12 protein-coding genes are annotated in these 13,445 nt (G+C 75.8%); 4 read left to right on the top strand and 8 right to left on the bottom strand.

The annotated features are described in order from the left end of the window. Nucleotides 1–3: 3 nt before the first annotated feature. From ACYVG5_RS02900 to ACYVG5_RS02875, 6 genes are all read right to left on the bottom strand, one after another. A complete protein-coding gene (locus ACYVG5_RS02900) occupies nt 4–2,583 on the bottom strand; it encodes a multicopper oxidase domain-containing protein (protein ID WP_222046442.1) in 2,580 nt (859 codons plus the stop codon). Nucleotides 2,584–2,669: 86 nt separating this feature from the next. Next, entirely contained in the window at nt 2,670–3,020 is a 351-nt protein-coding gene (locus tag ACYVG5_RS02895) for a TraR/DksA family transcriptional regulator (protein ID WP_222046440.1), read from the bottom strand. After that, entirely contained in the window at nt 3,017–3,661 is a 645-nt protein-coding gene (locus tag ACYVG5_RS02890; RefSeq protein WP_222046438.1) for a class I SAM-dependent methyltransferase, read from the bottom strand. Before ACYVG5_RS02890 ends, ACYVG5_RS02895 begins: the two co-directional genes overlap by 4 nt. Next, complete coding sequence (locus ACYVG5_RS02885; protein WP_460682947.1) at nt 3,658–5,022, bottom strand: YibE/F family protein; 1,365 nt, start codon at nt 5,020–5,022, stop codon at nt 3,658–3,660. Before ACYVG5_RS02885 ends, ACYVG5_RS02890 begins: the two co-directional genes overlap by 4 nt. A gap of 89 nt (nt 5,023–5,111) precedes the next feature. Further along, nucleotides 5,112–7,145: a TPM domain-containing protein gene (locus ACYVG5_RS02880; RefSeq protein ID WP_222046436.1), complete on the bottom strand. Its 2,034-nt coding sequence runs from the start codon at nt 7,143–7,145 to the stop codon at nt 5,112–5,114. Nucleotides 7,146–7,190: 45 nt separating this feature from the next. Further along, on the bottom strand, nt 7,191–8,330 hold the full coding sequence (locus ACYVG5_RS02875) for an epoxide hydrolase family protein (protein WP_222046434.1): 1,140 nt from the start codon (nt 8,328–8,330) through the stop codon (nt 7,191–7,193). A gap of 83 nt (nt 8,331–8,413) precedes the next feature. Between ACYVG5_RS02875 and ACYVG5_RS02870 the strand changes: the two genes are divergently transcribed. The 3 genes from ACYVG5_RS02870 to ACYVG5_RS02860 all read left to right on the top strand — a co-directional run bounded on the left by ACYVG5_RS02870 (nt 8,414) and on the right by ACYVG5_RS02860 (nt 10,481). Continuing rightward, nucleotides 8,414–9,394, top strand: coding sequence for a YihY/virulence factor BrkB family protein (locus ACYVG5_RS02870; RefSeq protein ID WP_222046432.1), 981 nt, complete (start codon nt 8,414–8,416; stop codon nt 9,392–9,394). Between the two features lie 177 nt (nt 9,395–9,571). After that, nucleotides 9,572–10,063: an Hsp20/alpha crystallin family protein gene (locus ACYVG5_RS02865; RefSeq protein WP_222046430.1), complete on the top strand. Its 492-nt coding sequence runs from the start codon at nt 9,572–9,574 to the stop codon at nt 10,061–10,063. Nucleotides 10,064–10,136: 73 nt separating this feature from the next. Beyond that, entirely contained in the window at nt 10,137–10,481 is a 345-nt protein-coding gene (locus ACYVG5_RS02860; protein WP_460682946.1) for a helix-turn-helix domain-containing protein, read from the top strand. Here the strand turns inward: ACYVG5_RS02860 and ACYVG5_RS02855 are convergent. Further along, the gene (locus ACYVG5_RS02855; RefSeq protein WP_460682945.1) at nt 10,420–11,604 is read right to left on the bottom strand and encodes an MFS transporter; all 1,185 of its coding nucleotides are present in this window, start codon (nt 11,602–11,604) and stop codon (nt 10,420–10,422) included. The genes ACYVG5_RS02860 and ACYVG5_RS02855 overlap by 62 nt on opposite strands. A gap of 75 nt (nt 11,605–11,679) precedes the next feature. Here ACYVG5_RS02855 and ACYVG5_RS02850 point away from each other — a divergent pair, with 75 nt between their 5' ends. Further along, on the top strand, nt 11,680–12,285 hold the full coding sequence (locus ACYVG5_RS02850; RefSeq protein ID WP_222046426.1) for a TetR/AcrR family transcriptional regulator: 606 nt from the start codon (nt 11,680–11,682) through the stop codon (nt 12,283–12,285). Between the two features lie 226 nt (nt 12,286–12,511). Here the strand turns inward: ACYVG5_RS02850 and ACYVG5_RS02845 are convergent, their stop codons facing one another. Beyond that, on the bottom strand, nt 12,512–13,444 hold the full coding sequence (locus ACYVG5_RS02845) for a M56 family metallopeptidase (protein WP_222046424.1): 933 nt from the start codon (nt 13,442–13,444) through the stop codon (nt 12,512–12,514). Nucleotide 13,445 lies beyond the last annotated feature (1 nt).

The following is a 13,445-nucleotide window of genomic DNA, read 5'->3' as shown; positions in this document are numbered from 1 at the left end:
GCCTCACGGGCCGACCCGGACCAGGCCGTGGCCGCCCCGCTCGGCGTCGGCCAGCAGGTGGCTGACGAAGGGATAGGACCCGGGCTCGGGAAAGGCGAGCTCGACGAACCCGCCCTGGGCCGGCATCAGGCCCAGCGCCTGGCTGCCGCCGGTGTTCCCGCCGTCCGGGCGCAGGTCGTAGGCGCCTTCCCGGTAGACGGTGTCGAACTGCCCGCCGACGACGTGGAAGGCGGTGCTCCGGTTGGGCCCGGCGTCGAGGACCCAGATCCGGACCCGCTCGCCGACCCGGGCGGGCAGCGGCGCGGCGTCGTACTGGTCGGCGTAGCCGTTGAACACGACCAGGTCGGGCGGCCCGGCGGTGCGAACGCGGTCGGCGTCGGCGGTTCCGGCGTCGGGCCCCAGGTACAGCTCGGACTGCACCAGCACGTACTCCCGGTCGACCGGAGGCAGGTCGGGTGGGTCGATGACCACGGCCCCGAACATGCCGTTGGCGACGTGCAGCGACATCGGCATGGTCGAGCAGTGGTACAGCCAGATCCCGCTGTGCGTGGCGGTGAACCGGTAGGTCAGCGACTCCCGGGGTCCGATCGTGCGCATCGGCCCCTCGGGGGCGAGCTCCCCGGCGTGGAAGTCGATCGAGTGCCCCATGGTGCCCGAGTTGACCAGGGTGATCTCGAAGACGTCCCCGACCCTCCCGTGCAACGTCGGGCCGGGCGCGCTCCCCCCGAACAGCCACCGGGTCTGGGTCACCCCGGGGGCGACCTCCCGCTCCTCCTCGGTGACCTCCAGCGTGATCCGGTGGGTGGTCCCCTCCGGAACCGGCGGCAGGACCGCGTCGTGGGGCACGAACCCCGGCGACGGGGCAGCCTCCAGGTCGAGGTCGTCCGCCGCGGAACGCTCCTCCGCGCCGGGCGAGGCACGCACCGGCGGCTGGTCCCCGCCGGTGGCACGGACGACGAGCACCATGCCCATCTGCCGGTGCCCGGCGACCGAGCACCACCCGTCCAGGTCGCCACCGACCACCCCGGCATCCAGCTCCGTGCTCGCGCCGGGCGCCAGCCGCGGGGTGCGCGCACCGTTCTCCAGCACCAGGTCGTGGGGTTGGTCACCGTGGTTGGTCAGCTCGATCACCAGCCGGTTCCCCGCCGGGACCGACAGGCTGGCCGGCGCGAAGCGCATGCCGTGCATCTCCACCTGCGCGATCGTCGTCCGGCCGGTCGCCTCGACGCCGGCGGCCGCGTCCTTCCCCGGTATCCCGACGGCGGCCGGATCGACGGCGACCCCGGCGGCCGCGGTGACGAGCACGACGGCCAGGCCGGCGGCGGCCAGGCCCGCCCGGCGCTGCCCCGAGCGGGCCGGCGGCGGGCCGGGCCGACCCGGCGGGCCGGTCGGGATCCGCCGCGCGAGGACGACGGCCCGGCCGGCCAGGGGCAGGAAGCCGGCCAGCCCGACGAGGACCACGGCCGACGCCAGGACCCGGACCGCACCGGGTACCGGCAGCACCGCCAGCAGCAGCGCCCCGTTGACCATCACGATCCGGGCCGGCGAGCCCCGGTCCAGGACGGCGACGGCCGCCCGCGTCGCCGCCGGACCACGACCGAGCACCATCGGCACCAGATAGGTCAGGGCCCCGAGCAGGACCTGCGCGGCGAAGCCGGCCAGCAGCGGCGCCGTCAGCCGGGCGGCCCGGTCGGCGGCAGCCACCCAGTCGCCGGCGAAGCCGACGGCCACGGCCAGCGCGACCAGCGACCCGGCCAGCCAGATCATCCCGGCCAGGACCGACAGGGTGGCGAAGTCGGCGGGGACCTTGCGACGGACCTCCGCCCGGTGCGGGGCCGCCGTGCCCACCAGGCCGCCCAGGTAGACCAGCACCCCGGCGGCCGCGGCCGGCCGGCTGCCCAGCAGCGCGCCGCCGGCGGCGAGGATCAGGCCCCCGACCAGGACCGGCAGCATGCGGGCTGCCCGCTCCTCGACCCCGGGCGCGATCCGGGTGCGCAGCATGGTCGGCCACAGCGTGACCAGCGTGCCGAGCACCGTGAGCCCGATCCAGCCGAGCAGGTTCAGCACCTCGTGGGCGACGACGACCCGGCCGTGTGCGACGTCGCCGAGCGTGCCGCGAGCTATCACGACGCCGAACGCCACGCCCACCGGCAGGAGAGCACCGGCGGCCACGTAGTACCGGATGGTCACGCCGAACCGCGACGGCAGCGCCGCCCGCACCGCGCGCAGCAGGGCCACCGCGTGCCACGTCGCCGCGCCGGCGACGGCGACGCCACCGGCCACGACCGTGCCCCAGCCGGCGGTGAGCACACCGGCGACGACCGCCAGCGCGCCGGCGTTGAACAGGATGATCCGCTGGGCCTGTCCGCGCCGGGTCGCCTCGTCCTCCAGGCGCAGCAGCGCGCCGGCGAAGTGCCAGCTCCACAGCAGGATGGCGTTGCTCGCGGCACCCAGCACCAGGAGGTGGACCAGCAGCCAGCGCGGCGCCGGCACGAACGGGTGGGCCAGGGCGACGGCGACCAGCGCGGCGAGCCACGCCGCGATCACCGCGCCGGCGCGCAGGTGCCAGGAATCGCGGTTCATGTCCCGGCCGACGGCTCTATTTCCACGGAGTACACCGTAGTAAATTTGCCGACGGCCGGCCAGGCTCGTCCCGCCCGATCACCCGCTCACCGGCGGGGGGCCGGCCCCCCGGCGCACTCGATGCAGGTGCGGGCCTGCGGCCGGGCTTCGAGCCGCTCCGCAGCGATCGGCCGCCCGCAGTCGGCGCAGGTCCCGTAGTCGCCGGCCGCCGCCCGGACCAGCGCCGCGTCGACGTCGGCGAGCCGGCGGCGGGCCCGCGCCAGCAGCGCGGCCACCTGCTGGCGCTCGAAGGCGATGGTGGCCCCCTCGGGGTCGTGCTCGTCGTCGGCGTTGGACGACTTCGACGCCGCCACGACCTCGTCGAACTCGCGGGTCAGCGCGTCGATCTGGGCCAGCGTCTCGGCGCGGGCCCGGGTCAGGTCGTCCACGATGGTCACCGGGCCATCGTCCCAGGGGCCTGCGCCACGCGGCGCAGCAACCGCAGCGAGCCGGTGCCGGGCAGTTCGGTGAACTCCCCGGACGCGAGCACCCGGGAGTAGACGCCGAAGGGTGCCTGCCCGCCGTCGGCCGGGTCGGGGAAGACGTCGTGGATCGCCAGCGTGCCGCCGGCCGCGAGCTTCGCGACCCAGGCGTCCTGGTCGCGGCGGGCGGACTCCTCGGTGTGGCTGCCGTCGAGGAACAGCAGTGCCAGCGGCGTCGACCAAAGCGGCGCGAGCACCTCCGACCGTGCCACCACGGTCAGGACGACGTCCTCCGCACCGGCGTCGGCGATCGTCCGCCGGAACCCGGGCAGGGTGTCGATCCGGCCGGTGTGCGGGTCGACCAGCGACGGGTCGTGGTACTCCCACCCGGGCTGGTGCTCCTCCGAGCCGCGGTGGTGGTCGACGGTGACCACCACCCGGCCGGTCTCCCGCGCGGCGGCGGCGAGGTAGAGCGCCGACTTCCCCAGCCAGCTGCCGACCTCCAGCAGCGGGCCGGGCACCTCCACCGACCGGGCGGCCCGGTAGAGCGCGCGGCCCTCGTCGGCCGGCATGAACCCGGGGGCGGCCGCTGCGGATGCGAGCAGATCGGAGGTCATCGCAGTCCGTCCTCCCGCGGCGGGCGCCCGGCGGCCCGCGGCCCGGCGGCGCGTGCGCCCGTCCGGGGCCCGGCCCGCCGGGCCCGCGCCGACGCCGCGCCGACGTCCGGGCCGGACCCGGGCACGGGCGCCGTCGGGACGGCGCTGGTCGAGGCGGCGGCCAGCAGCGCACCCACCGCCGTGGTCACCGGGACGGCGAGCACCAGGGCGATCGCCCCGACCAGGGTGCGGATCACCTCGGTACCGAGCGCCTCGCCGGTGAGCACCGTCCAGGCCGGCCGCTGGTAGAGCTCGAACAGCAGCAGCAGGGGCAGCGCGGCGCCGGCGTAGGCGAACACGATCGTGTAGACGGTGGAGGCGATGTGGTCCCGGCCCACCGCCATCCCGCGGGAGTAGAGCTCCCGCCAGCCCATCTGCGGGGAGGCCTCGGACAGCTGCCAGATCGCCGAGGCCTGGGTGATCGTGACGTCGTTGAGCACCCCGAGGCCGGCGACGACGATGCCGGCCAGCACCAGCCCGGTGAAGTCCAGCGTGGGGTCGAACTGCAGCAGCTGGATGGTCTCGTCGCTGGAGAAGCCGGTCAGCCGGGCGACGGCGACCGCCACCGCTCCCATCACGGCGACCAGGGTCAGCCCGAACAGCGTGCCGACCAGCGCCGTCGTCGTCCGGGCGGTGAAGCCGTGGGCGAGGTAGAGGACGACGAACATGATCGCCGCCGACCCGACCAGGCTGACCAGGATCGGTGACTGGTCGGCCAGCAGCGCGGGCAGCATGAACTTCAGCAGGACGAAGAACGCGAAGCCGAGCCCGAGCAGCGAGGCCAGCCCGCGCAGCCGGGCCACCAGCCCGACGACGATGGCGAAGATGAGCGCCAGCACGACGATCGGTGTGCCGCGGGCGAAGTCCTGGAACTGGTAGGTCGGCCCGCCGGCGTCGATGCCGGGGTCCCGGCTGAGCACCAGCTCGTCGCCGGCCTCGATGCCCAGGTCGGCCACCTCGGGGGGCAGCTCAACCTGCACGTAGTCGCCCGCGCCCTCCCCCTCCGAGACGACCACCACCGCCTGGAGGGCGCAGGGCAGCGGCTGGCCGGGGGCGCTTTCACCGCAGTCCCGCGCCTCCACCGAGGCCACCGTGCCCACCGGGTAGGTGGTGCCCGGCGGGTAGAACGACTCCGCGGCCTGCTGCGCCGCCGTCTGCTCCGCGCTGGGCCACAGCGCGATCAGGCCGATGACGGTGGCCAGCCCGGCGGGCACCAGCAGGAACAGCATCAGCCGCACCGCCCACCGGCGGCGGGCGATCGCGGCGGGATCCGGCGGCGGGGCGTCCGGATCGGGGCCGTGGCTGTGGGGATGGTCCGGCACCCGGTCAGGCTAGGCGGCACACCCGGTCAGGTGGACCAGGTGGGCGGGCGCGTGGCGCCGGCCGGACGGCGGCGGTCCGGTGTGCCCGGTCAGAAGCTGCCGCCGCCGCCGAAGTCACCCCCGCCGAAGTCACCGCCGCCACCGAAGCCGCCCCCGTCGCCACCGCCGAAGCCCCCGCCGAAGCCCCCGCCCAGACCGCCGAGCAGCAGGCCGCCGAGCATCCCGCCGGCCAGGCCGCCGGCGAACCCGCTGCCGCCGTAGCCACCGCGGCCCTGGTACCCGCCGCCGTAGCCGTCGGACTGGTAGCGGTTGACGTCCTGCTCGGCCGCCTCCATGGCCTGCCGGGCGAGCGCGTCGGCGCGCTGCGCCGCGTGCAGGGCGCCGGTCGGGTCCTCCGTGCGCAGCCGCATCGCGGTGTCCAGGTGCCGTTCGGCCTCGGCCAGCCGGGTGCGGGCCGAGCTGCCCACCGCGCCGCGGCGGGTGGTGATGAAGTCGCCGGCCATGGTCACCGAGGCGACCGCGGACTGGAACGCGGACTGGAAGTGGGCCCCGGCCCGCTCCAGCTGCTGCTGCCGGTCGTCCCGGGCCAGCTCGAGCGCCGCTTCCAGCGCCAGGTCGGCCTCGTCGAGCTGCCGGACCACGGCCAGCGGGTCGGGCAGGCCGGGGCCCGAACGCTGCGGGCCGGTGGTGGCGGCCAGCGCGCTCTCCGCTCGGGCGAGCTGTTCCCGCAGCCCGCGGGTGTCGATCCCCCGCTCCAGCAGCGCGTGCGCCTCGGCGATGTCCTTCTCGGTCTCGATGCGCACCGCCTCGAACCGGGCCCCGGACGACTCCAGCTCGTCGGCGAGCCGGCGGACCGCCTCGAGCAGCGTCCGGCTCTGCGCCAGCGCGTCCTCGGCGGCACGGATGGCCGGCACCGCACCGGCCGGCCGGCCGGCGTCGAGCTCGGCCCGGCCGTGGGCGATGACCTGCCGGGCCAGCTCGATCCGGGCCCGCGCCTCGGTTCCGTTGTCGGCGACCGACGACCACGCGGTGCGGGCGTAGCGCTGCTCGAGGTCGGCCAGCGTGCGCTCGGCCGCCGGCACCTGCGCGCTGACCGCCTCCGCCGCCGGCACCAGCGCCCCGAGCGCCTGCGGAGCGGACTTCTCCAGGTCACGCAGCCGGGAGTAGGCCTCCGCCTGGCCGGTCAGCCGGGCGTTCGCCGCGGCGGTCAGCTGGAGCAGCTCGGTGAGCATCCGCCGCTGGGTGGGCTCGTCCTCCGGGATGTCGTCGTCCAGCTCCTGGCGGATGGTGAACGCCCGGGACAGCTCCCCCTTCGACTCGTCCAGCGCCTCGCCGAAGCCGGCGACCGGCTCGTCGCCGTACTGCGAGCGGGCGTAGGCCAGGTCCAGCTCGGAGGTCTTGACCGCCTCGTCGAGGGCGAGCAGCTCCTCGCTGGCCCGGAAGGTGAGCTGCTCGGTGGAGGTGCCGTGGTGCGGGTCGCGGGCCGCGGCCTCGGCGGCCGCGCGCTCCTCGGCCGCCTTCGCCGAGGCGGCCGCCTGCTTCTTGCGGCGCCGGCTGCGGACCAGGGCGTAGCCGCCGCCACCGATCACCGCGATCCCGAGCAGCACCGCCAGGGCGCCGCCGCCGCCGTCGCCGGCACCGCCGGCCGCGCTGCCCCCGCCGTCCTGGATCCCCTCGGCCAGGGTCACCGCCGCGGCGGTCCAGTCGCCCTGGCCCAGGTACGGCTCGACCTCGGTGGAGACGAACGAGGCCAGGTCCGCCTCGGACACCGGGGTGTTCGGCCCCACGTAGTAGCCGACGCGCTCCTGTTCGGTGGCGACCGCGAAGAGCACCTCGTTGGTGCCCAGCCCCGCCAGGTCGAACGCCTGCTCGGCCCACTCGGAACCGCCCAGCCCGTCGAACGACTCGACGTAGGTGATGTAGAGCTGGGTGCCGTCCTCGGTCTGCAGCTCCTGCAACGCCGCCTGGACCTCGGCCTCCTCGCCGCCGTCGAGCACGTTGGCCGGATCGGCGAGCTGCTCCTCCGGCGCGAACGGCGGAACGGCGAGCGCCGGTGCGGCGCCCAGGAGGAGGGTCGCCAGACCGATGACCAGGACGGCGAGCAGGCGGGAGAGAACACGCATGATCGAAGTCTCCCCCACGCCGCTGGACGTCCGCTGTGGGTTGGCTCAGCGCGCCCGCCGCAGGAACGCCCGCAGGTCGCCGACCAGCAGGTCGGGCACCTCGATCGCCGGGAAGTGCCCGCCGCGGTCGAACTCGGTCCAGTGCACCAGGTCGACGGTGCGCGCCACCACCGCCCGGGTCGGCGGGATCAGCTCGTACGGGAACACCGCGACCCCGGTGGGCACCTCCCGGGACCACTCCCCGGGGCCGGCGTGCCGGGTCTCCCAGTACACCTGCGCCGACGAGCCGGCCGTGCGGGTGAACCAGTAGACGGCGACGTCGGTGAGCAGCAGGTCCCGGTCCACGACGCTCGCCGGATCGGTCCACTCGGCGAAGCGCTCGGCGATCCAGGCGAGCTGGCCGACCGGGGAGTCGGTGAGCGCGGCGGCGATCGACAGCGGCCGGGTCGACTGGAGCAGGTTGTAGCCGGCGAGGTCCCGGCGGAAGCGGGCGGCCCGCTCCGCCGCCCGGCGCTCGTCCTCGGTCGTCGGCTGCCCGGCCGCCAGGCCCATGGTCATGGTCACGTGCACGCCGAGCAGGTGGGCGGCGTCGCAGACCGCCAGGTCGCGGACCACCTGCGACCCCCAGTCGCCACCGTGCGCGGCGTACCGGTCGTACCCGAGCCGGCGCACCAGCTCGGCCACGGCCCGGGCCATCCGCGCGGTGGTCCAGCCGGTGTCCGGCGGCGGGCCGGAGAAGCCGTAGCCGGGCAGCGAGGGGACGACGAGGTGCACAGCGTCGGCCGGGTCACCGCCGTGCGCCCGCGGGTCGGTGAGCGGGCCGAGCACCCGGGCGAACTCCACGATCGAGCCGGGCCATCCGTGCACCAGCACCAGCGGAACGGCGTCCGGTTCGGGTGAGCGCACGTGCAGGGCGTGCAGCCGGGTGCCGTCGACCGTCGTCGTCACCTGCGGCCAGGCGTTCAGCGCCGCTTCCTGCGCCCGCCAGTCCCAGCCGGTGCACCAGTGCTCGACCAGCTCGCGCAGCACCGCGGCCGGTAGCCCGCGGGAGCCGTCCTCGGCGTCTGCCGGGGCCGGCGCCGGCCACCGGGTCCGGGTCAGCCGGTCGGCGAGGTCGTCCACCTCGGCCTGCGGCACGTCGACGCGGAAGGGCTGGACGGCGTCGGCCGCGGTCTGCTCGTGCACACCGCCGACCCTCTCCCGGTCGGGCGGCTGCCGCGCGCTCGAGTCCTGTGGTGCGCAACGGAAGGCCGTGGTGCACTGCGCCGGTGAGCCTTGCCGACCGACTCGACCGGCTGCAGCGGCGCCACCCGGGCGCGAGCTTCCCGATCGCCGTCGTCTACAAGTACGTCGACGACTTCGGGCCCTACCTCGCCGCGCTGATCACCTACTACGCGTTCGTCTCGCTGTTCCCCCTGCTGCTGCTGATGTCCACGATCCTGGGGTACGTCCTGACCGGGAACCCGGAGTTGCAGCAGCGGGTCATCGACTCGGCGCTCAGCCAGTTCCCGGTGGTCGGTGAGCAGCTGGGCCGGCCCGGTGAGTTGAGCGGGGGCGTGCTGGGCATCGTCGTCGGCGTGCTCGGTTCGCTGTACGGCGGGCTGGGCGTCGCGCAGGCGGTGCAGTACGCGATGAACACCGCGTGGGCGGTGCCGCGCAATGTCCGGCCCAACCCGTTCCTCGCCCGCGGTCGCAGCCTGCTGCTCCTGGGCACCGCCGGCCTGGCGGTCGTCGGGACCACGGCGCTGTCCGCGGTGGGCGCCGGGGACGCCGGGCCGTTCGGCTCGCTGCTGCGGGTGGCGCTCTTCCTCGCCGCGATCGCCGTCAACGCGGTGGTCTTCGTCTTCGCCTTCCGGCTGGCCACGCCGCGGCCCCTGACCGTCCGGCAGGTGCTCCCCGGTGCACTGACCGCCGCCGTGCTCTGGCAGCTGCTGCAGACCTTCGGCGTCACCTACGTCGGGTACGTGATGGAGACCGCCAGCGCGACCAACGGGGTGTTCGCGCTGGTCCTGGGGCTGTTGGCGTTCCTCTACCTGGCCGCCGTCGTCGGCGTGCTGTGCGTGGAGATCAACGTGGTCCGGGTCGACCGGCTCTACCCGCGCGCGCTGCTCACCCCGTTCACCGACGACGTGCACCTGACCGCCGGCGACCGGCGCAGCTACACCGGCATGGCCAAGGCCCAGCGCAGCAAGGGGTTCCAGGAGGTCGAGGTCAGCTTCGACCGGCCCGACGGGCGCTCGCCCTCCTGAGCCCCTGCGCTCCCGTTGCCGTCCGCACGACGTGGCGGAATCTTCTCCGGCCCGCGATGTTTACCTCGGTGCGCGTCCGAGGTATTCTTCAGTTGCCACTGGAGGTTCCGCAGGGAACGGATCCCAGCAGGCAGCGCACACCAGAACAGCACCCGTACGACCTGGAGGTACTCAGCCATGATGCTGACCGCCTACGACCCGTTCGCCGCCACGTCCGCCGCCTTCCGCGCGCTGGACCAGCTCACCGGCCGCGCCGGCACCACCACGGCCCGTGCCCTGGCGGGCATGCCGATGGACGCCTACCGCGTCGGCGACCACTTCGTCGCCCACTTCGACCTGCCCGGTGTCGACCCCGGCTCGATCGACCTGTCGGTCGAGGGCACCACGCTGACGATCAGCGCCGAGCGTTCCGTTCCGCAGCTCGAGAACGCGGAGTGGTCGGTGGCCGAGCGGCCGTTCGGCAGCTACACCCGGCAGCTGGTGCTGGGCCGCAGCCTCGACACCGACCGGTTGGAGGCCAGCTACCACGACGGTGTGCTCACCGTGAGCATCCCGGTCGCGGAGAAGGCCAAGGCGCGCAAGATCTCCGTGACCCGGGCCGACACCCCGGCCGCGGTGGAGGCGCACACCATCGAGGGCGGGTCCGCTCAGCAGTCTGTCGAGAGCTGATCGGCCGGACGCTCCGGGAGGGGCGGGGCCGCGCGGCCCCGCCCCTCCGCCGTTCCCACCCGGAGGACGCCCCGTGAACCCCGACCCGCTGCGCCCCCTCGACGACCCCGAACACCCGGTGCTCACGATGAGCCAGGCGGCCGAGCTCCTGGGCGTCCAGGCGGCCTTCCTGCGCAGCCTCGACTCCGCCGGCGTCCTCGCCCCGCACCGCTCCGGCGGCGGGCACCGCCGCTACTCCCGCTCGCAGCTCGAGCTCGCCGCCCGGGTCCGGGGCCTGCTGGACGACGGTCACCCACTGGCGTCCGCCCAGCTGATCGTGGGCCTGCAGGACGACCTGGCCGATGCCCGTGCCGATGTCACCGAGGCCCGGGACCAGCGCGACGCCGCCCGCCGCGAGCTCGACGACCCGACCGGCTGACCGCCACCGCCGGATCGCACCCGGGCACCACGGGTTCCGCGGCCGGTTCCGCGGCCGGTGCCGCGGCGAGGACCAGGGCCGCAGCGACGAGGAACGCCGTCCGGGTGCTCGTCCCGTCCGCCACCGCCCCCAGCAGCAGGGCGCCGGCCGCCTGCCCCACCGTGAGGCCGATGAACAGCACCGCCGCGGCCTGCGGTGCCGCCGCGGGTGCCCGGCACCCGCCCCAGACGATGAGCACCCCGCTGAGCGCGACGAACGCGGCGCCGAACCCGGCCAGCGCAAGCGCCACGACGGCGGGCGAGCCGGGCAGCGCGGCGAGCAGCAGGACGGCGGCGGCCGCGATCCCGGCCGAGCACAGCCAGGCCCCGCGCAGCCCCACCCGCAGCACCAGGTCGCCGCTGAGCCCACCGATCAGGCCGGCGGCTCCCAGCACGCACCAGAGCAGCCCGGTCGTGCCCTCGGGCAGCGCACCGGCACCGGTCATCAGGTCCCGCCCGAACGTCCACACGGCGGCGCAGCCCGCACCCGCCAGGACGGCGGCGACCAGCGGCCGGACCAGGTCGCGCAGCGGCGCCTCCGGGCGGGTCGGCGGAACGGTGGGCCAGCGGCTGTTCCGGTCGGCCCACCCGGTGACCAGCACGGCTCCCACCGCGAACCCCGCCCAGGCCGGCCGCCAGGCGCTGGGCACGGCGAGCACGAGCAGCCCGCCGACGACGACGCCGGCACCGGTTCCGCTGTTGACCAGCGCCTGCGCCCGGGGTTCGGCGTCCGGCCGCACGGTCGCCGACACCGCGGCGACCAGCGCCGGGGTGGCTGCCCCTGCCCCGCTGCCGGCGACGAGCACCCCGACCGCCAGGGCCGGGACCGACCACGCGGCTGCCACGAGCAGCGAGCCCAGCGCAGCCGTGCCCCCGGCCAGCCAGAGCGCCCGGCGACCTCGGGCCCGCCCGGCCAGCCGCTGGCCCGCGACGGCGGCGAGGCAGTACGCCAGGTAGCCGGCCGACGCGATCGCGCCCGCGGTGCCCGGAGAGAGCCCGAACGCGGCCCGGAACTGCGGCAGGTAGAGGCCGAAGCCGTACCTGGCCAGCCCGTACGTGACCGCGATGACCGCCAGTCCGGGCACGATCAGAGCGGCCGGCCGGTCGAGCGCCGCTGACTGTAACGATCGCTTCGCCATAACGAGCGTTACACTAAGGCCGTGACCCCGCGTTCCGCGACCCGGCCCGCTCGCGAGCGACTGCTCACCGCCGCCGGCGAGCTCTTCTACGAGTCCGGCATCGCCGCGACCGGGGTCGACGCGGTGCTCGCCCGCGCCCAGGTGGCCCCGGCGACGATGTACGCCCACTTCGCCGGCAAGGACGGACTGGTGGCCGCCTACCTGGAGCAGCGGCACGAACTGTGGCGTCGAGTCTGGGACGAGGTGCTCGCCGAGCGCACCGATCCGGTCGACCGACTGCTGGCGGTCTTCGACGCCGCGGTCCGGTACCGGGAGCGGGAGGGCAATCGGCGCGGCTGCGGGTTCCTCGCCGCGGCCACCGAGCTGCCGGCCGACCACCCGGGGCAGCCGTGGCTGCGCGCCGACTCGCGGTTGCTGACCGACCGGCTACGGGAGCTCGCCGTTGCCGCCGGCGTCGCCGACCCGGACGAGGCCGCCACCACCCTGCTGCTCTGCTACGACGGCGCGCTGGCCCGCTCGGCCCGGGAGTGGACCACCCCCGGGCTCGGCGCCGTCGACCCGGTGCAGCGGGCGCGCGAGCTGGCCGCCGCCTGGCTGGCGAGCCGGGGCCACGTTCCGGAGGGCTGAGCGTTCCCGCCACCCGGCGAACCGGCCGTCGCCCGGCGAGACATGTCGCCCGGCGAGACATGTCGACGGGTGGACATGTCGCCGTGGCGACTCAGAACGGTGGTGGATCGTCCGGATCGGATGCTGGACCCGGGCCATTCGACTGTCGTGGACCGGGTGCAGGCCCGGTGGTCGGGTGGCTCGGGTGACGCCGGTAGGGGTGGTGACCGCCGGCCGGCCGGGCGAGTCAGGCCACGGCGGGAAGCAGCAGCAGCAGCGTCGGCACGAGGAGCAGGGCGACCGCGCCGGCCAGTGCTGCCCCCCGGGCTCCGGGGGGCAGCGGATCCGCGGGGGCGAGCAGCCGCCGCACGCGAACCGCCACCGACCCCCCGGTGATGGCAAGCGCCCCGTCGGGCACCTGCCCGCTCGACCCGCCCGCGGCGGCCACGATCGCGACGGCCAGCGTGCGGCGCGGATCGGGGCCGGACAGCGAGCCCAGCGCCACGTCGTCGGCGCGCATCTCGACCAGGTCCCGGACGGCGTCGTGCGCCCGGCCGGCCGCCGGCAGCACCGGTAGCGCGGCCCGCCAGGCGACGAACGGCAGCAGCAGCAGGTGGTGCCGCTCGGCCAGGTGCGCCCGCTCGTGGGCGATGACGGCGGCCAGCTGGGCGTCGTCCAGCTCGGCCAGCATCCCCGAGGAGAGCACGAGCAGCGGCCGGGCGCCGGGGATGCAGAACGCCACCGGCGCGGGGTGCTCGAGCAGCAGGGTCTCCCCCGCCGGGCCGCCGGGCCGGACGACGAGCTCCAGCAGCTCGCGGTGCCGGCGTCGGGTGCGGGCGGTGCGGACCGACGACAGCAGCAGCACGCCCAGCAGCTCCAGCGCCAGCACGGCGGCGAGAGTCTGGGCGACCCAGTGGTCGCCCCGCACGGCCTCCTGCGCCGGCTCCCGGGTCACCCAGCGCCACCAGGCCTCGGGCAGCGAGTGCCCCCACGGTGCCAGGCCGTGCACCAGCAGTGCGCCGATCATGGACAGCCCGCCGGCCAGGCCGATCGCCTGCCAGCACAGCAGCGCGGTGAGCGGGTCGCGCCGCGGCCACCCGGCGCGGGCGAGCGCGACGGGCACGGGCCAGGCCAGCAGGGCGGCCAGGACGCCGAGCGCGACCGCGGTGGCCGGGAGCACG

It is taken from the genome of Modestobacter lapidis (assembly GCF_054780755.1).
Note: the sequence above shows the minus strand (reverse complement) of the source record. Positions and strands in the feature narration are given on the sequence as shown.